Genomic DNA, 19,021 nt, shown 5'->3' on the forward strand with positions numbered 1-19,021 from the left:
CTCAGGTTGGGCAGACTCTACATCACAGCGAGGGAACTTCCGGGGGGCAGGTCACGAACCTTCTGCGAGAAATACGTATCGCTTCTGCCGTGGGCAATCTGGGCATCCTTGCCTACTATCGGCAAACGGGCTGAAAGTCGGTCAATAAGCTGAGTGGTCGAAAGACGACCACCGGGCGAATGCAATAGTTCGATCATAGCTTCGTTGCGAACCTGTTCTTCCGTGTATGGCATCTGATCCTCATGTGCAGCGAGCATTGGAACATATGAAGATCAAGGATGTGTTGCAAGTGTCTCCACTTGACGATCGTTCAAGCGTCGATCAGACAGCCAAATCGCCATCAATACTGCCTACGCCAGGGTGCAACGCTAATGGTCGGAAGGTTGGTGCGCTGTAGCGCAACTTACGATGGGTGATCGGGGCACGGGGCGGTGGCTGGGAGCGTCTCTTGGCCCGGAATCAAGGCGCTTTAGCGCCGCCGGGCCGCGCCCTCCCCCCGGGAGGGCGCTTTTGCAGTGTTGGTCACACGAACTTCGGTGGGAGGGGTTGCGGTATAAAGCGCTTCCATCGACCGTTGCAGCGCCCGCCCGAGGGAGGGCGCGGCCCTTTGGTGGGCTTCGGAGGAGTCGGGCTGAAGCCCGACCTACGGGCGGGCTGGCACCATAAAGCGCCTAGGTCGGCCGTTGCAGCGGCGGCCCGAGGGGGGGCGTTGCCCTTTGGTGCGCTTTGGAGGAGTCGGGCTCAAGCCCGACCTGCGGCCGGGTGGCGGCAGGGCAGCCCCCAAACGGCGTAGGCCGGGCTTCAGACCGGCGTGACGGTGAAGGGGCTCAGAGAATCTTCTGGCCCGTTTTCGCCCAGTCCTTCAGATGACCGATGTCCACCAGAAGCGGAGGTTTCGCCTCTGGTGGCTAAGAGGTCACTTAATTGGTCAGGACGCCGACGCCGGCTCCGACGATGGCGCCTTCGACGCAGCGTCCGTCGACCAGGACTTCCCCTGCGGCGCAACCGATGGCGGCGCCGACGACGGCGCGCTCAAGGCTGGTGTCCGCGACGCAGCCGATGAGGCCGAATGTCGAGGAAGCCACGATTATGGCGGTGAATCTACGCATGGTCCGTCTCCCTTCAGAACTTTTGAACTGATCTGCATACTAAGCACATCCCGCGCAGGCGAAACCTGATCTGCATCAATCAGGCCAAAGTCCGCCCTGCGGCGGCGGAGAGGGCCGGGGCAGGCCCCGACCCATGGGGTGTCGCCTTGGCACCCACCCCGCGCGGGGAGGTGTCTTTACAGGATCTTCTGGCCCGTTTTCGCCCAGTCCTTCATGAACTGCTCCAGCCCCTTGTCGGTCAGGACATGGCTCGCCAGGGCCTTGATCACCGAAGGGGGCGCGGTGACGACGTCGGCGCCGATCAGGGCGCAATCCTTCACATGGTTGGCGCTGCGGATCGAGGCGGCGAGGATCTGGGTCTGGAAGTCGTAGTTGTCATAGATCGTGCGGATGTCGCCGATCAGGTCGAGGCCGTCGAGGTTGATGTCATCCAGCCGCCCGATGAAGGGCGAGATGAAGGTGGCCCCGGCCTTGGCGGCCAGAAGCGCCTGGTTGGCGGAGAAGCACAGCGTCACGTTGACCATGAAGCCTTCCGACGACAGCACCTTGCAGGTCTTGAGACCGTCCCAGGTCAGCGGCACCTTGACCGCGATGTTCGGGGCGATGGCGGCGAGCTTGCGGCCCTCGGCGATCATCTCGGAGGCTTCCAGCGCCACGACCTCGGCGGAAACCGGGCCGGTCACGAAGGAACAGATCTCCTTGGTGACCTCGATGATATCGCGGCCCGATTTCAGGATCAGCGAGGGGTTGGTGGTGACGCCATCGACCATGCCAAGGTCATTCAGCTCACGGATCGCGTCCACGTCGGCGGTGTCGACAAAGAACTTCATCGGGATTTCCTCCTGCACGGTTGCGGGGGCCGCAACTCGGGGGTTGTATGCTCTCGGGGCGGGGTTTACCGCAAAGTGCTTGGCAGGGAAAGGTGGCGGATTGGCGGACCGGGTCTATCAGGCGGGCGATCTTGTGGGCGTGCTGACGACCGAACCGCTGGGCCGGGTGTTGGACTATCGCGCGCCGGAAGGCGGCTGCGGGGACGGCGATTTCGTCGAGGTGCCGCTGGGGCCGCGCCGGGTGCTGGGCGTGGTCTGGGGGCCGGGCGAGGGGAAGTTTGATCCGGCGAAGATCCGGGCGGTGAACCGGGTACTGGACGCGCGGCCGATGCGGTCGGAGTTGCGCAGCTTCCTTGCGCGGGCGGCCGATTACACGCTGACCCCCTTGCCCGCGATGCTACGGCTGGCCACCCGCGCGCCGGGGCTTGGCGATCCGCCATCCATGCGCAAGGTCTACCGGCTGACGGGGGCAGTGCCGAACAGCCTGACCGACGCGCGGCACCGGGTGGTGGAGGCCCTGCGGGCCTTTGGTGCCGCTCCGGTGACGCTGGGGGAACTGGCCGAGGCGGCGGGCTGCGGCGCTTCGGTGGTCAAGGGGCTGGTGAAGCTGGGCGTGATCTCGGAGGAGGAGGCGCCGCGCGATCTGCCCTATCCGCGCCTTGTGCCAAATCGCGATGTGCGGCTGGAGGGCGATCAGGTCGCGGCAGCCGATGCGCTGGTCGCGGCCATCGCCATGGGTGGCTATTCGGCGACGCTTCTGAAGGGCGTGACCGGATCCGGCAAGACCGAGGTCTATCTGGAGGCCGTGGCCGAAACCCTGCGGACCCGCCGTCAGGCGCTGGTCCTCTTGCCGGAAATAGCGCTGACCTCGGAATTCCTGACCCGGGTCGAGGCGCGCTTTGGCGCCAAGCCCGCCGAATGGCACTCCGGCGTGACCATGACGGAACGCCGGCGGCTCTGGCGGATGGTGGCCGAGGGAGAAGCCGGGCTGGTGGTGGGGGCGCGGTCGTCGCTGTTTCTGCCGTTTCAGGATCTTGGCCTGATCGTCGTCGATGAGGAACACGACACCTCATACAAGCAGGAGGACGGCGTTCTTTACCACGCCCGCGACATGGCGGTCTTGCGCGGGGCGATCTGCGGCTGCCCGGTGGTTCTGGCTTCGGCCACGCCAAGCCTTGAAAGCTGGGCCAATGTCGAGGCGGGCAAGTATCAGCGGCTTGACCTTGCCAGCCGTTTCGGTGCCGCCGACATGCCGGAGATGCGCGCCATCGACATGCGCGCCGAACGCCTGCCGGGGGATCGCTGGATTTCCCCAACCCTAGCCGCGAAGGTGGAGACTGTGATCGGGCGGGGGGAGCAGGCGCTGTTGTTCCTGAACCGCCGGGGGTTCGCGCCGGTCACGCTGTGCCGGGCCTGCGGGCATCAGGTGGGCTGTGACCACTGCGATGCGCGGATGGTGGAGCACCGGTTCCAGAAGCGGCTGGTCTGCCACCAGTGCGGCGCGACAAAGCCGGTGCCTGTTGCTTGTCCCGCCTGCGGGGTCGAAGGCCGGATGGCTGCCGTGGGTCCGGGGGTGGAGCGGCTGGCCGAGGAAGTGGCGGCGCGGTTCCCGGAGGCGCGGCTTTCGGTGCTGTCCTCGGATCTGTTCGGAACGGCGCGCGCGCTGAAGGAAGCGATTGTCACAATTGCCGAGGGCGGGGCCGATATCATCATCGGCACGCAGATCGTGGCCAAGGGGCATAACTTTCCCCTGCTGACGCTGGTGGGGGTGATCGACGCGGACCTTGGCTTGCAGGGGTCGGACCTGCGGGCGGCGGAGCGGACGTTCCAGCTGATGCGGCAGGTGGCGGGGCGCGCGGGGCGGACGGCGGAACGGAAGGGCGAGGCCTGGCTTCAGACCCATCAGCCCGAGCATCCGGTGATCCGCGCGATCCTTGGGGGCGATGAGGAGGCATTCTGGGCGGCGGAGGCGGCGGAGCGTCGCGCCGCCGGCGTGCCGCCTTATGGGCGGATGGCGGGGATCATCCTGTCGTCCCCGGACGTGGCTGCGGTGTTTGACTTTGGCGGGGAATTGGCCCGGCGCTGTGAGCCCTTGAAGCGGATCGGGGCGGAGGTCTGGGGGCCTGCTCCTGCCCCGATTGCGCGGGTGCGGGGGCGGCACCGGGTAAGGTTGCTGGTGAAGGCGGAGAAGGGGGCGCCGTTGCAGGCGGCGCTGGCGGAGTGGTTGGCGGGGTTCAAGCTGCCGAGGGATTTGCGGCTGGCGGTGGATATTGATCCGCAGAGTTTTTTGTGAGGGGGGCTTGTACTAGACGGCACCGGCGAATGGTGCGCTGTATCCCACCCTACGGTCTTTGAGCCTTGCGCGAAAATCCTATCCCGCACCACCATAGGGCAGCGCCCGCCCGAGGGGGCGGTCGGGCGCTGCCCGGTGGCGCTAAAGCGCCTTGATTCCGGGTGAAGGGAGGGGGGAGGCTGGGGTGGTCAGGCTTTCCAGAGACGAACGGGCGATTTCGGGGCGCGTTTCAGGATGGCTTTCGCCTCAAGGTCCAGCTGCACGCATTTGACCCACCAGCCTGCGGTCTCGCCGCCCGGAAAGAGCGTTTCGGAGAGGTGGGGTTTCACCGCCGCGATGATCTGGGCGGGGGTGAGGCCGGGGGCCTCGGACGGGGTGACGGCGAGGACGGCCTTGCGCATCTCGGCGTATTTGGAGGGATCCACGCGGTAGGTCTTGCCGGGCTGGCCGACGTTCTCGACCTCGATCTTTTCGGACATGGCGGGTTCCTCCTGTTGGGGAAGGGTGGCGGGGGATTGTGCCGGACACAAGCTTTGGCTTTGCCTTGCCGGGGGATTTGGCTAAGTCCTGCGCATGTCCCGCGCCATGATGCCCCTTGCCGATGCCGCGAGCCTGCCCCTCTGGCGGCGGCCTGAGGGGCTGCTTTACCTGATGGCGGCGGCGATGCCGCTGAGTTTTGCCACCTGGTCAGCGCTGTTGAACAACTTCGTCATCGAGGTGGCGAGTTTCACCGGCAAGGAGATCGGCTGGCTGCACACGGTGCGCGAGATCCCCGGGTTTCTGGCGATTGGCGTCATCCTGATCCTTCTGGTGCTGCGGGAACAGGTGCTGGCGCTGGTGGCACTGGCGCTACTGGGGGCGGCCTCGGGGGTGACGGCGTGGTTTCCCAGCTTCACGGGGATCCTGGTCTGCACGCTGCTGTCGTCGATCGGGTTTCACTATTTCGAGACGGTGAACCAGTCCTTGCAACTCCAGTGGATCGACAAGGCCCGCGCGCCCATCGTGCTGGGGCGGATCGTGGCGGTGGGGGCGGGGGCGTCGCTGGTGGCTTACGGGGCGATTGTCGCGCTGTGGGAGGTGCTGGGGCTGGATTACAACAAGGTGTATCTGGCGTCGGGCGGGCTGACGGTGCTGATCGTGCTGTTTGCGGCGCTGGCCTTTCCGCAGTTCGAGAACCCCAACCCGCAGCACAAGCACATGGTGCTGCGGCGGCGCTATTGGCTTTACTACGCCTTGCAGTTCATGGCCGGGGCGCGGCGGCAGATCTTTGTCGTCTTTGCTGGGTTCATGATGGTGGAACGCTTCGGGATGAAGGTCTCGGAAATGACCATGCTTTTGCTGGTCAACTACCTGATCAACATGGCCGTGGCACCCAGCATGGGCCGGGCGCTGGGCAGATATGGCGAGCGCAACGTGATGGGCTTTGAATACATCGGCCTGACGCTGGTGTTCCTGGCCTATGGCGGGCTTTACTGGTTTGGCTGGGGGCTGGTGATCGCCTCGGGGCTTTTCATCCTTGACCAGCTGTTCTTCGCGCTTTCGTTCAGCCTGAAGACCTATTTCCAGAAGATCGCCGATCCGCGAGACATTGCGCCCACCGCTGCCGTGGCCTTCACGATCAACCATATCGCGGCGGTGTTTCTGCCGGCGGTGCTTGGCTATCTCTGGGCCACCTCGCCCGATCACGTCTTCCTTCTGGGGGCGGGCATGGCGCTGTTTGCCTTCGGGCTGATCTGCCTGATCCCGCGCCATCCCGAACCGGGCAATGAGACGGTCTTTTCGCGCGGGCTGCCGTTGCCGGCCGAATAGGGTGCTGGCATCGCGATCGGCGCGCCCTATATTCCACCCGACAATGGAGGTTTCCCGATGTTCTTCGCCAGCAGGTCCAAGATGGAAATGGTCACGCCTGAAAATGCCCTGCCGGGCCGGGCAGAGCCGCTGCCAACCGCCGAGACGCATTTCCTGACCGGCATCCCGCTGAAATCCCCGGTGCCAGAGGGGATGGAGGAAGCGATGTTCGGGATGGGCTGCTTCTGGGGCGTTGAACGCAAGTTCTGGCAGGTTCCCGGGGTCTGGCTGACCATGGTCGGCTATGCGGCAGGCTTTACGCCAAACCCGACATACAAGGAGACCTGCACCCAGCTGACTGGCCATAACGAGGTGGTTCGGGTGATCTTTGATCCCGCTGTGGTCAGCTATCAGGCGCTTCTCAAGCTGTTTTGGGAAGGCCATGACCCGACGCAGGGCATGCGGCAGGGCAACGATGTCGGGTCTACCTACCGGTCGGGAATCTATGCCTGTACGGATGAACAGGCGGCGGCGGCCAAGGCTTCGAAGTCGGTTTACCAGCAGGCGCTGACGGCGGCGGGGCAGGGGGTGATCACGACGGAAATCCTGGCCGCGCCGGTGTTCTACTTTGCCGAGGATTATCACCAGCAATACCTTGCAAAGAACCCGAACGGCTATTGCGGGATCGGTGGAACAGGCGTGACTTGCCCGATCGGGACGGGTGTCACCGCCTGAAGGTCGTCAAAATTCTTCGGCGAGGAATTTTGGCTTGGGATCGGGCGGTGCAAAACTTGCCGGGAGGCGGCTGAGGGCGTAAGGGCGGGGCAAAGGAGTGCCGCCCATGCCGACCTATTCCGCCTTGACCACCCTTCCCGGCGAAGACGCCGCCCGCGCCCTTGCCGCCGCGATGGAGCGGATGACGCCGGAACCCATCGGGGTTGGCGTCTTCGAGATCGAAGACGACAGCGGCCTTTGGGAAGTCGGCGCCTATTTCCTTGAAGCACCTGATCTGGTGATGCTTGAAGTCTTCGCCGCCGCTTTCGGCGCCCGGCCCTTTGCCTTTTCCGAACTGCCAGAGATCGACTGGGTCGCCAAGGTCCGCCGCGAACTGGCCCCGGTCGAAGCCGGGCGCTTTTTTGTCTTTGGCAGCCATGATGCCGACAAGGTGCCGACCGATCCGGGCCGGGTTCCGTTGCAGATCGAGGCGACGGTGGCCTTTGGCACCGGCCACCATGGCACGACGCTGGGCTGTCTGAAGGCCTTTGACCGGCTGCTGACGGCCGGGGAGCGTCCGGCCAGGGTCGCCGATATCGGCTGCGGGACCGCCGTTCTGGCCATGGCCGCTGCCGCGACGCTGCCCGACGCGCTGGTGATCGCCAGCGACATCGACCGGGTCGCTGTGGACGTGGCCGAGGCCAATGTCGCCATCAACGGGCTTGAAGGCCGGGTGGAATGCCTGGAGGCCGCCGGCCTTGACCATCCGCGCTTGCGTGCTGCCGGCCCCTATGACCTGATCTTCGCCAACATCCTGAAGGGGCCGTTGATCGAACTGGCCCCCGGAATCAGCAAGCAGCTTGCAACCGGCGGCAGAGCGATTCTATCTGGTCTACTCGCAGTGCAGGCAGAGGCGGTCACGGCGGCCTATGTTGCTGCTGGTCTATGTCTGCAAGATCGCGACGATATCGGGGAATGGTCCACGCTTGTGCTACAAAGAAGCTGATTTGGTGGACAATCATTGACTCAGCGCCCCTTTGCCGCGACCCTTGGAACCGTGCCGCATTTTCGCCATAAAACTGCGGCACCAAAGGCTAATTGCAGCATTTTTGATCTCGGTGGGTGTCATGTGGGTTGATCCGAATCTGAACGAATTTTACAGCCGCGTTTCGCGGATCGAAAAGTCGCACGCGAAGGGCTATGGCTTCGAGGCGACTGGTACGCTGGGGCGAAAGGCCTCGTCGCGCGCCGGATCTCGGATGATGAAGCTGATCAAGCCGCTGGTGCTGGCGCTGGTGGTCGGGGTCGGGCTGAAGGGCGTGATCCACTACTACATCGGTGCGCAGACCTACGAAAGCCGGGTCAGCTCCCTTGCGGCCGGATCCGGGTTCGACCCGGTGGGCGCCTGGTTGATGCACGCTGACCCGGCCACCCTGCTGGTCTCCGGTCAGTTGCAGGCGCTTTTGCCCCGCTGATTGATCGGTCGCGAACGGACAAACAAAAAGGCCGCATCACTGATGCGGCCTTTGGCATTCCGGAAGGTCTTGTTCGGGCGGCTCAGCGGCCCAGAAACTCGATGTCACCACGGCACAGGCCGATATCGTCAAGTTCGCGGTCGGAAAGCTTGTTCAAAGCCTTGCGGGTGACGCGTGCATCATTCCAGTCTGCCAGAACGCGCAGGGCGTTCGACAGGCCATTGATGGCACGGTAGGTGTTGATGGCGCCAAAGGGCGCCGGGCGGGTCATCTCGACAGCGGCCATGGCTTGCATCCTTGTTTTCATACTGCACAAATCGAAGGCTTATTCCTTCATGCATCGCCAGATAGTCTTGCTGCGTGTGCAAAGCAAGCGACGTACGGACATGGCCGCCTTGCAGCCATTGCATGACTCAGGTCGCAATTCTGTCATGATTTTCAGCGCGTTCCCGGTGTCTCGGCCGCGCGCGTCGCTTTTCTGCGACAGTCGGTCGTATTCTGCAAGTGCAAATCTGGCTTCGCGCTGGGGAAGGTGCTGCGGAAAGCCATTGGCGGATGTTCGCTTTTCGTGCTAATCGGAAGCCAAGAGCAAGAAACGGGGGCAGAATGCGTGTCATCGGCATAGATCCGGGCTTGCGGAACATGGGCTGGGGCGTGATCGACGTGGCCGGCTCACGTCTGACCCATGTTGCCAACGGGATCTGCCATTCCGACGCGACCGATGGTGATCTTGCGGCGCGGTTGCTGTCGCTGCACAGCCAGTTGACCGCTGTGCTGCGCCAGTTTCAGCCAGAGACGGCGGCGGTGGAACATACTTTCGTCAACAAGGATGCGGTGGCGACGCTGAAGCTGGGGCAGGCGCGGGGGATTGCGCTGCTGGTGCCGGCGCAGTTCGGGCTGGCGGTCGGGGAATATGCGCCGAACGCGGTGAAGAAGACGGTGGTGGGCGTGGGACATGCGGCCAAGGTGCAGATCGACCATATGGTGCGGCTGCACCTGCCGGGGGTAAAGATCAACGGGCCGGATGCCGCCGACGCGCTGGCGATTGCCATCTGCCATGCGCATCATGTTCAATCCTCCGGGCGGCTTGAGGCGGCGTTGAGGGCGGCGGGATGATCGGCAGGATTGCATGATTGGCAGGATTTCGGGGCGGCTGGACTGGCGCGGGCCGGACCATGTGCTGATCGACGTGCGCGGGGTGGGCTATATCGTCCATGTCAGCGACCGGACGCTTTCGGCCTTGCCGGGGCTGGGAGAGGCGGTCAGTCTTTATACCGATCTTCTGGTGCGCGAGGATCTTTTGCAGCTGTTCGGCTTTCCGACCATGCTGGAAAAGGAATGGCACAAGCTTCTGATGACGGTGCAGGGGGTGGGTGCGAAGGCCGCGATGGCCATTCTTGGCACGCTGGGGGCCGAAGGCGTGGGCCGGGCGATCACGCTGGGCGATGCGCGGGCGGTGCAGGCGGCCCCGGGGGTAGGGCCGAAGCTGGCGCAGCGGATCATTCTGGAATTGAAGGCCAAGGCCCCGGGGGTGATGGCGGCGGGCGTGGGCCTTTCGGCGAAGGCCGAGGCCGAGGATCTGGTGATCGAACCCGCAGCCGCGCCGAAAAGGCCGGTGCGTGCTGATGAAGGGGCCATGCAACGTGCGGCCTCGACTGCCGACGCCCTGTCGGCGCTGGTGAACCTTGGCTATGGGCAGGGCGACGCAGCGCAGGCGGTGGCCACTGTTGCGGGCGACCAGCCCGAGGCGGATACCGCGACGCTTATCCGCGCCAGCCTCAAACTTCTGGCGCCGGGGTAAGGCATGGAACCCGATCCCGCGCTTCGCCCCGACAAGCTGCCCGAGGACATGGACCGGGCCTTGCGCCCGCAGATGCTGACCGAGTTCATCGGTCAGGCTGATGCGCGGGCGAACCTTGCCGTCTTCATCGAAAGCGCCCGGATGCGGGGCGAGGCGATGGATCACACGCTGTTTCACGGCCCGCCCGGTCTGGGCAAGACCACGTTGGCGCAGATCATGGCGCGCGAGCTTGGGGTGGGGTTCCGCATGACCTCGGGGCCGGTGCTGGCCAAGCCGGGGGATCTTGCGGCGATCCTGACCAATCTTGAGCCGAGGGATGTGCTGTTCATCGACGAAATTCACCGGCTTTCCCCGGTGGTCGAGGAGGTGCTTTATCCCGCGCTGGAGGATTTCGCGCTGGATCTGGTGATCGGCGAGGGGCCGGCGGCACGGACGGTGAGGATCGACTTGCAGCCCTTTACGCTGGTGGGGGCCACGACGCGGCTGGGGCTGTTGACCACGCCGCTGCGCGACCGGTTCGGCATCCCGACCCGGCTGGAATTCTATTCCGAGGCCGAGCTTTATGAGATCGTCAGCCGGGGCGCGCGGCTGATGGGGGTCGAGGCCGAGGCCGAAGGTTGCCGCGAGATTGCGCGCCGCGCGCGGGGGACGCCCCGCATCGCCGGGCGGCTTTTGCGGCGGGTGGTGGATTTCGCCCTGGTCGAGGAGGGCGGGCGGATCAGCCGGGCGCTGGCTGACCGGGCGCTGACGCGGCTGGGGGTGGACAACCTGGGGCTGGACGGGGCGGACCGGCGCTATCTGGTGCTGCTGGCCGAGAATTACGGTGGCGGGCCGGTGGGGGTGGAGACCATTGCCGCCGCCCTGAGCGAGCCGCGCGATGCGATCGAGGAAGTGATCGAGCCTTACCTTCTGCAACAGGGCCTGATCCTGCGCACGCCGCGGGGGCGGATGCTGGGGGCAAAGGCCTGGCGGCATCTGGGTCTGGAGGCACCGAAGGGGTCTGAGGCCGCAAAGCCGGGTCAGGCGGACCTCTTCGAAGCGAAGTAGGCGGGGCGAAGCAGGTGGGGTGCGTTCCGCGCAAGCCCTTGTCTTGCCTTCTGCGCGCCAGGGGCGCGCAACCGGCTGCGGTAATGGGGGCATCCTGCCCCCAAACCCCCGGGAGTATTTTTGAAAAGAGCAATGGGGGCAGGCTTGTCCCATGCTTTGGGTTGGTGGTAGCCGGGTCTGGCTGGCAGGGATCGAAGGGGCGGGCATGGAACCGGGTGCGGTCGAGGCGTTGTTCACGCGGGGCGACGGGAGTTATCTCTTCGCGCGCTGGGACCGGCCGATCGTGCTGGTGGTCTTTGGGGTGGCCGAGGAAAGCCTGCCGGTGATCAAGGGCGCCTTCGAGGCCGTGGTGGCCTTGGCCGGGCACAAGATGGCCGATACCGACCCCGAGCTTGGCGCGAACCTGATGGTGTTCTTCGTGCGCGACTGGGATGAGCTTCTGGCCGTGCCGGACCTTGACCGGCTGGTGCCGGAACTGGCCGGGTTGGTCGGGCGATTGCAGGGGGCGGGGGCGAACCAGTACCGGATCTTCCGGTTCGAGGCTTCGGGCGCGATCAAGGCGGCTTTCGTGTTCCTGCGGATGGATGCGGCGCTGGCCGAAATGCCGGCCGAGACGCTGGCGCTGGCGCAGGCGGTGCAGACGATCCTTTTGTGGTCTGACCGGGCGTTTGATGGCGGATCCCCGCTGGCGCGGGCAGGCGAGGCGGTGATCTTGCGGCCGGACATCGCCGGGGTGATCCGGGCGGGATATGACCGGGTCATGCCCGCCGTGGCCCATGAGCCAAGCCATGCGTTGCGGCTGGCGGCGCGGGTTGCGGTGGCAGGGCGCCCCTCCTAGGGTCAGCGGGAAAGGGAGGGTCTGCCCCGTGGCGCACCAGTTTTTCATCCGGATCTACTACGAAGACACCGATCTGGCCGGGATCGTCTATTATGCCAATTATCTGAAATTCATCGAGCGGGCGCGGACCGAGTGGGTGGCCTCGCTGGGGATCGACCAGATGGCGTTGAAGGCCAGCGACGGGATCGTCTTTGCCGTGCGCCGTGTCGAGGCAGATTATCTGCGGCCCGCGCGTTTTGGCGACGACCTTCTGGTGGAAACCACGCTTCAGGCCATTGGCGGGGCGCGGCTGGTGCTGGATCAGGGGATCACCCGAGGCGGTGAGCGGGTGTTTCAGGCGGTCGTCACGCTGGTCTGTCTGGCCGATGACGGCCATGCGGCGCGGCTGCCTGTAGCGGTCAGGGCGCGGCTGTCCGGCCCGTTGCACTGACTGGCCCGATTGGCTGAACGGATCGGTGCGCGGTTCGGTGGTTGGCTCGGTGGCTGGCTCGGTGGGCAAAAGCCTGCCACCCACAGACTTGTGTTGGCATTCCCCCTGCAAACTTGATAGAATCCGCGCTAACGGAGCCGATCAACGGCCCGATATAGAAGAGCAGGCGTATGGAACCAGGCACCCTTGCGATGGCGCAGGAGATTGATTTCTCTTTGTTCGCCCTTTTTGCCCGCGCGACCTTTACGGTCAAGATCGTCATGATCATGCTTCTGGTCATGTCGTTCTGGAGCTGGGCGATCATCATTCAGAAGCACCTGATGTTTCGCCGCGCGCGCGCCGAGGCGACGATCTTTGACCGGGCCTTCTGGTCGGGTGAGCCGCTGGATGAGCTGTTCGAAAAGATCGGCGCTGATCCGCAGGGCCAGTCGGAAAAGATCTTTGCGGCGGGCATGCTGGAATGGCGGCGCAGCCACAAGCAGGACGGCGGGCTGATCGCGGGCGCGCAGGCGCGGATCGACCGGGCGATGGATGTGGCGATCAACCGCGAGAGTGAATCGCTGAACACCGGGCTGTCGTTTCTGGCCACCACCGGGTCAACCGCGCCGTTCATCGGGCTTTTCGGCACGGTCTGGGGCATCAAGCACAGCTTTGAACAGATCGCGATTTCGCAGAACACCAACCTTGCCGTCGTGGCCCCCGGCATTGCCGAGGCGCTTTTGGCCACGGGTGTGGGTCTTGTTGCGGCGATCCCGGCGGTCGTGTTTTACAACAAGCTCAATTCCGACAGCGAGCGGATCGTTGGCGGATATGAGGGCTTTGCCGACGAATTCGCGACGATCCTGTCGCGCCAGCTGGATTCCTGACCGATGGGGGCCGGGGTCGTCAAATCCGCAGGCGGCGGGGGTGGGCGCCGGGGGCGGCGCAAGGGCCGTGCCGCAGCGATGAGCGAGATCAACGTCACGCCCTTCGTGGACGTGATGCTGGTGCTTTTGATCATCTTCATGGTGGCTGCGCCCATGCTGACGGTCGGCGTTCCGGTGGAGCTGCCGAAGACGGCGGCGACGGCCTTGCCGACAGAGCAGGAAGAGCCGTTGACCGTCACGATCACCGCCGAGGGCCGTATCGCCATACAGACGACCGAAGTGGCCGACGGCGAGATGATCCCGAAGTTGCAGGCGATTGCCGCCGAACGGGTCTCGAAGAAGGTGTTCCTCAGGGCCGATGGCTCGATCCCCTATGAGCGCGTGGCGCAGGTCATGGGCGCGCTGAACGCGGGTGGGTTCAACGAGATTGGTCTTGTGACCGACGCTCAGGGTCCAAGTTTCAGCGGGGGCGCTGCGTCAGATGCTGCGACTGGCGCGGAATCGGGCGGCTGAGGCGGATGCAGACGGGAACGATCTTTTCGGGGATCGGGCATGCAGGGGTGATCCTGTGGGTCCTGGTCGGGGAATGGCTTTTTGCGCCGACCCCCGTGGAAGAGGTCATTGTCACCCAGGTCTCGATGATGACGAGTGCCGAGTTCGATGCGTTGCAGGCGGCATCGACGCCGACGCCGACGCCTTCGCAGGAGCCGACGCCGGTTCGGCCGCAGGCACGGCCAGAGGCGGAACCTGTGCCAGAGCCTGTGCCAGAGCCAGAACTGGAACCTGTGCCAGAGCCAGAGCCCGCGCCCGAACCGGAGCCCGCACCAGAGCCGGAACCTGTGCCGGAACCGGAGCCTGTCCCAGAGCCCGAACCGCAGCCCGAAGTTCCGGTGGCAGAGGTCGAGCAGGTTTTGCCGTCGCTTTCCACCGAAGAGCAACCCTTGCCCGAAGCTGCCGAGATCGTGGCGCCGAACCCGGTGGAGCAAGAGGCGGTGGCCGAAATCTCTGATGCGCCGACCCCCGCCGTCAGCGACCTGCCTGCCGAAGCCGAGGTCGTGGACCAGCAGCCGACCGAAGAAACCGTGGCTCCCGATACCGGCGACGTGACCCTGACCGAGGCCAACCGCGACCAGACCGCTGCGACGGGCATGACCGCCTCGCTGCGACCCAAGGCAAGGCCCACGCGGCCTGCGCCCCAACCGGACCCGCAGCCTGAAACCGTCGCCGCGACGCCCGAGACACCACAACAGCCGGTTGATGACAGCGCGACGGAGGATGCGATTGCAGCCCTTCTGGCCGAGGCCGCCGCCGAAGAGCCGGTGACGCAGCCCGTCGCTTCGTCCGGACCGGACTTGCCGCAGGGGCCGCCGCTGACGGGGGGGGAGATGGGCGATATCTCCAGCGCGATTGCGCGGAAGTGGAACCTTGGGGCCGCCGGGACCGAAGCGCTCAGCACGATGATTGTCGTCCGGGTCAGCTTTGGGCAAGACGGCAGGCCCGCCGATTTCCAACTGCTGGAATCGAACGGGCCAAGCCAGACCGGGATCAACATGCTGCTTGATACCGCAAAGCGCGCGGTGAACCGGGCGCATGCTGATGGGGGGCTGCCGCTGCCTCCCGGAAAATACGAAACCTGGCGTGTGCTTGACCTTGTCTTCGATGCCAACGGGATGAGGCAGCGATGACGGCGCCCAGATATTTGCCCGAAGGGGCAGGAATCCCGGAATTTCCCCCTTCCGACCCGTCTTTCAGGCGGGCAAAGACACAAAAGAAACGGAGCTTGAACCCGATGAGATCAGCCATCCGAACCCTGTTTGCCCTTGCCTTGGGTCTGACGCTGGCGGGGGTTGCCCCGATTCAGGCACAGAACGCCCCACCGCGGATCGTGATCGGTCCGGGGGTGATCGAACCCATGCCCATCGCGATCCCGACCTTCATCGATGAAGGCGGGGCAGGGGAATATGCGCGCGAAATCAGCCGGGTGGTAACCTCGGATCTGGAAGGCACCGGCTTTTTCCGCAACATCCCGCAGGATGCCTACATCAGCCGGATCACCAGCTTTGACGGCGGGATCGCCTTTGAGGACTGGAAGGCGATCAACGCACAAGTGCTGGTGACCGGGGCGGTTTCCGTCTCGGGCGACCGGATCACGGTGAAGTTCCGGGCCTATGACGTGTTCAACGGGCAGGTGCTGGAAGGTGCGGCGCTGCAATTTGCCGGCACCACGCAGGGCTGGCGGCGGATGGCGCACAAGGTGGCCGATGTGGTCTATTCCAAGATCACCGGTGAGGGCGGCTATTTCGACAGCCGTGTGGTCTTTGTCAGCGAGAGCGGGCCGAAGAACCAGCGGCTGAAACGTCTGGCGGTGATGGATTATGACGGCGCGAATGTGCAGTATCTGACCGATTCAAGCGCGATCGTTCTGGCCCCGCGATTTTCGCCGCAGGGTGACCGGATCCTGTACACCAGCTATGAATCGGGCTTTCCGAGGATCACTCTGCTGGATGTGGCCTCGCTTCGGCGGCAGTCGCTTGACGAACAACCCGGCACCATGACCTTTGCGCCGCGCTTCAGCCCGGATGGCCAGACCGTTGTCTTCAGTCTGGAACGCGGCGGCAACACCGACATTTACGCGCTTGCTGTCGGCACCGGCGGTCTTACCCAATTGACCAACGCGCCGTCGATCGAAACCGCGCCGTCGTTCAGCCCCGATGGCCGCCAGATCGTCTTCGAAAGCGACCGGAGCGGCACGCCGCAGATCTATGTCATGCCGGCGAGCGGTGGCGAGGGGACGCGGATTTCCGGCGGGCAGGGGCGCTATGGCACCCCGGTCTGGAGCCCGCGCGGCGACCTGATCGCCTTTACCAAGCAGCATCAGGGCCGCTTCCACATTGGCGTCATGCGCACCGATGGCAGCGAAGAGCGGCTGCTGACTGCCAGCTTCCTTGATGAAGGCCCGACATGGGCGCCAAATGGCCGTGTCTTGATGTTCACCCGCGAAACCAGCGGTGCGGGCGGTCAGGCGACGCTGTGGTCGGTCGACATCACCGGGCGCAACCTGAAACAGATCCCGACCGAAGGCCCGGCGTCAGACCCGGCATGGTCGCCGCTTTTGCCATAAATCGTGACGCGCCGCCGATTCCCACGGCGGCGCAAAGCTGATACTGTGGCCGCAATCGAGCCAATAAAAAGGAAGAAATCCATGACCCTTGCCGCTAAGTCGCTTCTCCTCATCGCCACGTTGGCGCTTGCCGCCTGTAACAATCCCGACCGTTATGGTGCCGGTGGTCCCGGCGGCGCGGGTGGCCCCGGTGGGGCGGGCGGCATCGACACCACGGGTCTGGGTGATCCGAACAACCCGACCTCCATCGCGTATTTCAACCAGCGCGTTGGTGACCGGGTGCTGTTCGCGGTGGACCAGTCCACCATCTCGCCCGAGGGGCGTGCAGTGCTGACGGCGCAGGCCCAGTGGCTGATGACCAACACCGGCTATGCGGCGATCATCGAAGGCCACGCAGATGAACAAGGCACCCGGGAATACAACCTTGCCCTTGGCGCGCGTCGTGCGGCCGCGGTGCAGAACTTCCTGATCAGTCAGGGCGTGCCGGCCAACCGTCTGCGCACCATCAGCTACGGCAAGGAGCGCCCGATCGAGGTCTGCTCGACCGAGGCCTGCTATTCGCAGAACCGCCGCGCAGTGACGGTGCTTTCGGTCGGCGCCGGGGTCTGAGGCAGATGCGGCTGATCGGTCTTTCCCTGCTGCTTGCGTTGTCGCCCCTTGGGGCGATGGCGCAGGACCGCACGCAGACGCTTGCCGACATTCGTGGCGAACTGGCCGCGCTTGCGGCCGAGTTCAACGCGCTGAAGTCGGAACTGATTTCAACCGGGGCCGCCTCCAGCGGTCTTGCCGGGGGTGACGCCTTGCAGCGGATGGACACGATCGAGGCGGAACTGTCGCGCCTGACCGCGCGGACCGAGACGGTCGAACTGAAGCTGAACCGGGTGGTTGCCGACGGCACCAACCGGATCGGCGATATCGAATACCGGCTGTGCGAGGCGACGCCGGGCTGCGACCCGACCGGCCTTGGGGCGACCTCGGTTCTGGGTGGTGACGGCGCCGGTGGCGGGGCAATTGCCACGCCAGTGATCAGCAATCCCGGCACCGGCGCGGCAGAACTTGCCGTCAGTGAACAGGCAGACTTTGACCGGGCCAAGGAGGTGCTCGGCACCGGTGACTTTCGCGGTGCTGCAACGCTCTTTGAGACCTTTGCCCAATCCTATCCTGGCGGGCCGCTGACCCAGGAAGCCCACTATCTGCGCGGCGAAGCGCTGAGCAGTCTGGGAGAGACGTCAAATGCCGCGCGGGCCTATCTGGATGCGTTTTCAGCTGCACCTGACGGGACATTTGCGCCCGGCTCGCTGCTGCGGCTTGGGCAGGGGCTTGGCACACTCGGCCAGGTCCAGGAGGCCTGCGTGACGCTGGGCGAAGTTGGCGTGCGCTACCCCGGCAGCATGGCGGCGACCGAGGCGAGTATCGCGATGCAAGGTCTGGGGTGCCGCTAGGCAACCAGCAGGATGGTTTGCAGAAGGCGGAGCCGGACGCCGCGTTGCTGGCGCGGGCGCGGGCGGTCCTGGCGGTGCCGGGCAGGGTTGGCCTTGCGGTGTCAGGCGGCGGCGATTCCATGGCGATGCTGCATCTGATGGCGCATGCGGCGCAGGATGTGGGCGACAGGCTGCATGCCGTGACTGTAGACCATCGCCTGCGGCCCGAAGCCGCTGCCGAAGCGGCCTTTGTCGCCTCGGTCTGCGCGGGGCTTGGCATTCCGCATTCGGTGCTGGTCTGGGAACATGACGCGGTCACGGGAAATCTCATGGAAGCCGCGCGGACTGCGCGCTACCGATTGCTGACGTCCTGGGCCAAGGCCCATGACATCGGGCAGGTGGTGCTGGCCCATACCGCTGACGATCAGGCCGAAACCTTCCTGATGGGGCTGTCACGCGCCGCGGGTCTGGACGGGCTTTCCGGCATGCGGCCGCAGTTTCAACAAGAGGGCGTGACGTTCCGCCGCCCGCTTCTGAAGGCTGGCCGGGCAGAGTTGCGGGAATTTCTTGTCCGTCATGGCCTGGGCTGGGTGGATGACCCGACCAATGATGATGACCGCTACACCAGAACCCGGGCGCGCCGGGCGCTGAAGGCGTTGCAGCCCTTGGGGATCACCGTGGAGCGGCTGGCCGCGGTTGTCCGTAATCTGGCGCTGGCGCAGGGGGTGGTGAATGACACGATTCGCGAGGCCGCGCGGGATGTGGTGACCGAGGTTGCCGGCGCATTGACCTTCGAGGTCCGCGCCTTTCTGGATCTGGGGGGCGAGGTCGACCGCCTTCTCTTGGTGGAGATATTGCGGTGGATGGCGGGCTTGCGCCATGCGCCGCGGGCCGACCAGATCCATACGCTTCTGCTTGCCCTGCGCCACGGCAAGGATGCCACGCTGGCCGGGTGCCGGTTTCGCCACAAGGATGGCCGGGTCTGGGTCAGCCGCGAGGCGCGGGCGTTGGGCGGGCAGGTGCCGCCGGGCGCGCTGTGGGACGGACGCTGGGAGGTGAGCGGTGGCATGGGCGACGTGCGCGCGCTGGGGGCCGAGGGCTTGCGGCAATGCCCTGACTGGCGGTCCACGGGCCTGCCCCGGCAGGTGCTGGAGGTGACTCCGGCCCTTTGGCTGGGCGACACCCTGATCGCAGCCCCTTGTGCGGGATTTGGCCCGGCAACTGCGACATGCGCGCCCAGCTTTCACGCGTTCCTGTTATCGCATTGAACCGGACGCCAAACTGACTA

The 19,021-nt window shown here is 65.2% G+C and carries 21 protein-coding genes; 17 read left to right on the plus strand and 4 right to left on the minus strand.

All coding sequences use genetic code 11. From position 1 onward, the window contains the following. Window positions 1-920: 920 nt before the first annotated feature. Window positions 921-1,109 (minus strand): hypothetical protein, encoded by a 189-nt coding sequence (locus tag QUV21_RS16570; RefSeq protein ID WP_300856411.1) that lies wholly within the window; start codon window positions 1,107-1,109, stop codon window positions 921-923. Window positions 1,110-1,285: 176 nt separating this feature from the next. After that, window positions 1,286-1,939, minus strand: coding sequence for a fructose-6-phosphate aldolase (gene fsa / locus QUV21_RS16575; protein WP_300856412.1), 654 nt, complete (start codon window positions 1,937-1,939; stop codon window positions 1,286-1,288). Between the two features lie 133 nt (window positions 1,940-2,072). Here fsa and QUV21_RS16580 point away from each other — a divergent pair, with 133 nt between their 5' ends. Then, window positions 2,073-4,232 carry a primosomal protein N' gene (locus QUV21_RS16580; RefSeq protein WP_300856475.1) on the plus strand — a complete coding sequence of 720 codons (2,160 nt, stop codon included), beginning with the start codon at window positions 2,073-2,075 and terminating at the stop codon, window positions 4,230-4,232. Window positions 4,233-4,420: 188 nt separating this feature from the next. Here the strand turns inward: QUV21_RS16580 and QUV21_RS16585 are convergent, their stop codons facing one another. Beyond that, window positions 4,421-4,711, minus strand: a complete 291-nt coding sequence (locus QUV21_RS16585; RefSeq protein ID WP_300856414.1) for a hypothetical protein — start codon at window positions 4,709-4,711, stop codon at window positions 4,421-4,423. Window positions 4,712-4,805: 94 nt separating this feature from the next. On the opposite strand from QUV21_RS16585, the gene QUV21_RS16590 reads away from it, so the two are divergent. The 4 genes from QUV21_RS16590 to QUV21_RS16605 all read left to right on the plus strand — a co-directional run bounded on the left by QUV21_RS16590 (window position 4,806) and on the right by QUV21_RS16605 (window position 8,209). Further along, window positions 4,806-6,041 (plus strand): MFS transporter, encoded by a 1,236-nt coding sequence (locus QUV21_RS16590; RefSeq protein WP_300856415.1) that lies wholly within the window; start codon window positions 4,806-4,808, stop codon window positions 6,039-6,041. A gap of 57 nt (window positions 6,042-6,098) precedes the next feature. Beyond that, window positions 6,099-6,755 (plus strand): peptide-methionine (S)-S-oxide reductase MsrA, encoded by a 657-nt coding sequence (gene msrA, locus QUV21_RS16595; protein WP_300856416.1) that lies wholly within the window; start codon window positions 6,099-6,101, stop codon window positions 6,753-6,755. A gap of 106 nt (window positions 6,756-6,861) precedes the next feature. Continuing rightward, window positions 6,862-7,740 (plus strand): 50S ribosomal protein L11 methyltransferase, encoded by an 879-nt coding sequence (locus QUV21_RS16600; RefSeq protein WP_300856417.1) that lies wholly within the window; start codon window positions 6,862-6,864, stop codon window positions 7,738-7,740. A 121-nt stretch (window positions 7,741-7,861) separates the two neighbouring features. Next, window positions 7,862-8,209 carry a hypothetical protein gene (locus QUV21_RS16605; RefSeq protein WP_300856418.1) on the plus strand — a complete coding sequence of 116 codons (348 nt, stop codon included), beginning with the start codon at window positions 7,862-7,864 and terminating at the stop codon, window positions 8,207-8,209. An 82-nt stretch (window positions 8,210-8,291) separates the two neighbouring features. Here the strand turns inward: QUV21_RS16605 and QUV21_RS16610 are convergent, their stop codons facing one another. Continuing rightward, the gene (locus QUV21_RS16610; protein WP_300856419.1) at window positions 8,292-8,495 is read right to left on the minus strand and encodes a DUF1127 domain-containing protein; all 204 of its coding nucleotides are present in this window, start codon (window positions 8,493-8,495) and stop codon (window positions 8,292-8,294) included. Between the two features lie 320 nt (window positions 8,496-8,815). On the opposite strand from QUV21_RS16610, the gene ruvC reads away from it, so the two are divergent. The 12 genes from ruvC (at window position 8,816) to tilS (ending at window position 19,001) form a co-directional block, all read left to right on the plus strand. Then, window positions 8,816-9,325 (plus strand): crossover junction endodeoxyribonuclease RuvC, encoded by a 510-nt coding sequence (gene ruvC, locus QUV21_RS16615; protein WP_300856420.1) that lies wholly within the window; start codon window positions 8,816-8,818, stop codon window positions 9,323-9,325. Window positions 9,326-9,338: 13 nt separating this feature from the next. Beyond that, a complete protein-coding gene (gene ruvA / locus QUV21_RS16620; RefSeq protein WP_300856421.1) occupies window positions 9,339-10,010 on the plus strand; it encodes a Holliday junction branch migration protein RuvA in 672 nt (223 codons plus the stop codon). 3 nt (window positions 10,011-10,013) lie between these two features. Next, window positions 10,014-11,057 carry a Holliday junction branch migration DNA helicase RuvB gene (gene ruvB, locus QUV21_RS16625; protein WP_300856422.1) on the plus strand — a complete coding sequence of 348 codons (1,044 nt, stop codon included), beginning with the start codon at window positions 10,014-10,016 and terminating at the stop codon, window positions 11,055-11,057. Between the two features lie 205 nt (window positions 11,058-11,262). Continuing rightward, the gene (locus QUV21_RS16630) at window positions 11,263-11,895 is read left to right on the plus strand and encodes a hypothetical protein (protein WP_300856477.1); all 633 of its coding nucleotides are present in this window, start codon (window positions 11,263-11,265) and stop codon (window positions 11,893-11,895) included. A 28-nt stretch (window positions 11,896-11,923) separates the two neighbouring features. Then, entirely contained in the window at window positions 11,924-12,325 is a 402-nt protein-coding gene (gene ybgC / locus QUV21_RS16635; protein ID WP_300856423.1) for a tol-pal system-associated acyl-CoA thioesterase, read from the plus strand. A 170-nt stretch (window positions 12,326-12,495) separates the two neighbouring features. Beyond that, the gene (gene tolQ / locus QUV21_RS16640) at window positions 12,496-13,191 is read left to right on the plus strand and encodes a protein TolQ (protein ID WP_300856424.1); all 696 of its coding nucleotides are present in this window, start codon (window positions 12,496-12,498) and stop codon (window positions 13,189-13,191) included. A 3-nt stretch (window positions 13,192-13,194) separates the two neighbouring features. Next, entirely contained in the window at window positions 13,195-13,704 is a 510-nt protein-coding gene (tolR, locus tag QUV21_RS16645) for a protein TolR (protein WP_300856425.1), read from the plus strand. A gap of 47 nt (window positions 13,705-13,751) precedes the next feature. Next, window positions 13,752-14,876: a cell envelope biogenesis protein TolA gene (locus QUV21_RS16650; protein ID WP_300856427.1), complete on the plus strand. Its 1,125-nt coding sequence runs from the start codon at window positions 13,752-13,754 to the stop codon at window positions 14,874-14,876. 104 nt (window positions 14,877-14,980) lie between these two features. Next, a complete protein-coding gene (gene tolB / locus QUV21_RS16655; protein ID WP_300856428.1) occupies window positions 14,981-16,312 on the plus strand; it encodes a Tol-Pal system beta propeller repeat protein TolB in 1,332 nt (443 codons plus the stop codon). Window positions 16,313-16,393: 81 nt separating this feature from the next. After that, complete coding sequence (pal, locus tag QUV21_RS16660) at window positions 16,394-16,921, plus strand: peptidoglycan-associated lipoprotein Pal (protein ID WP_300856430.1); 528 nt, start codon at window positions 16,394-16,396, stop codon at window positions 16,919-16,921. 5 nt (window positions 16,922-16,926) lie between these two features. Then, window positions 16,927-17,754 carry a tol-pal system protein YbgF gene (gene ybgF, locus QUV21_RS16665; RefSeq protein ID WP_300856431.1) on the plus strand — a complete coding sequence of 276 codons (828 nt, stop codon included), beginning with the start codon at window positions 16,927-16,929 and terminating at the stop codon, window positions 17,752-17,754. Between the two features lie 17 nt (window positions 17,755-17,771). Further along, complete coding sequence (tilS, locus tag QUV21_RS16670; RefSeq protein ID WP_300856433.1) at window positions 17,772-19,001, plus strand: tRNA lysidine(34) synthetase TilS; 1,230 nt, start codon at window positions 17,772-17,774, stop codon at window positions 18,999-19,001. Window positions 19,002-19,021: the final 20 nt, after the last annotated feature.

This window comes from Tabrizicola sp., assembly GCF_030373185.1.
Lineage (GTDB): Bacteria > Pseudomonadota > Alphaproteobacteria > Rhodobacterales > Rhodobacteraceae > Tabrizicola.

Coding starts and splice junctions, on each gene's coding strand:
- QUV21_RS16630 (WP_300856477.1), top strand. CDS start 11,263: ATGGAACCGGGTGCGGTCGAGGCGTTGTTCACGCGGGGCGACGGGAGT.
- tolQ (WP_300856424.1), top strand. CDS start 12,496: ATGGAACCAGGCACCCTTGCGATGGCGCAGGAGATTGATTTCTCTTTG.
- QUV21_RS16570 (WP_300856411.1), bottom strand. CDS start 1,109: ATGCGTAGATTCACCGCCATAATCGTGGCTTCCTCGACATTCGGCCTC.
- ybgF (WP_300856431.1), top strand. CDS start 16,927: ATGCGGCTGATCGGTCTTTCCCTGCTGCTTGCGTTGTCGCCCCTTGGG.
- fsa (WP_300856412.1), bottom strand. CDS start 1,939: ATGAAGTTCTTTGTCGACACCGCCGACGTGGACGCGATCCGTGAGCTG.
- QUV21_RS16590 (WP_300856415.1), top strand. CDS start 4,806: ATGTCCCGCGCCATGATGCCCCTTGCCGATGCCGCGAGCCTGCCCCTC.
- QUV21_RS16585 (WP_300856414.1), bottom strand. CDS start 4,711: ATGTCCGAAAAGATCGAGGTCGAGAACGTCGGCCAGCCCGGCAAGACC.
- ruvA (WP_300856421.1), top strand. CDS start 9,339: ATGATTGGCAGGATTTCGGGGCGGCTGGACTGGCGCGGGCCGGACCAT.
- tolR (WP_300856425.1), top strand. CDS start 13,195: ATGGGGGCCGGGGTCGTCAAATCCGCAGGCGGCGGGGGTGGGCGCCGG.
- ruvC (WP_300856420.1), top strand. CDS start 8,816: ATGCGTGTCATCGGCATAGATCCGGGCTTGCGGAACATGGGCTGGGGC.
- QUV21_RS16605 (WP_300856418.1), top strand. CDS start 7,862: ATGTGGGTTGATCCGAATCTGAACGAATTTTACAGCCGCGTTTCGCGG.
- QUV21_RS16610 (WP_300856419.1), bottom strand. CDS start 8,495: ATGGCCGCTGTCGAGATGACCCGCCCGGCGCCCTTTGGCGCCATCAAC.
- msrA (WP_300856416.1), top strand. CDS start 6,099: ATGTTCTTCGCCAGCAGGTCCAAGATGGAAATGGTCACGCCTGAAAAT.
- QUV21_RS16600 (WP_300856417.1), top strand. CDS start 6,862: ATGCCGACCTATTCCGCCTTGACCACCCTTCCCGGCGAAGACGCCGCC.
- pal (WP_300856430.1), top strand. CDS start 16,394: ATGACCCTTGCCGCTAAGTCGCTTCTCCTCATCGCCACGTTGGCGCTT.
- tolB (WP_300856428.1), top strand. CDS start 14,981: ATGAGATCAGCCATCCGAACCCTGTTTGCCCTTGCCTTGGGTCTGACG.
- ruvB (WP_300856422.1), top strand. CDS start 10,014: ATGGAACCCGATCCCGCGCTTCGCCCCGACAAGCTGCCCGAGGACATG.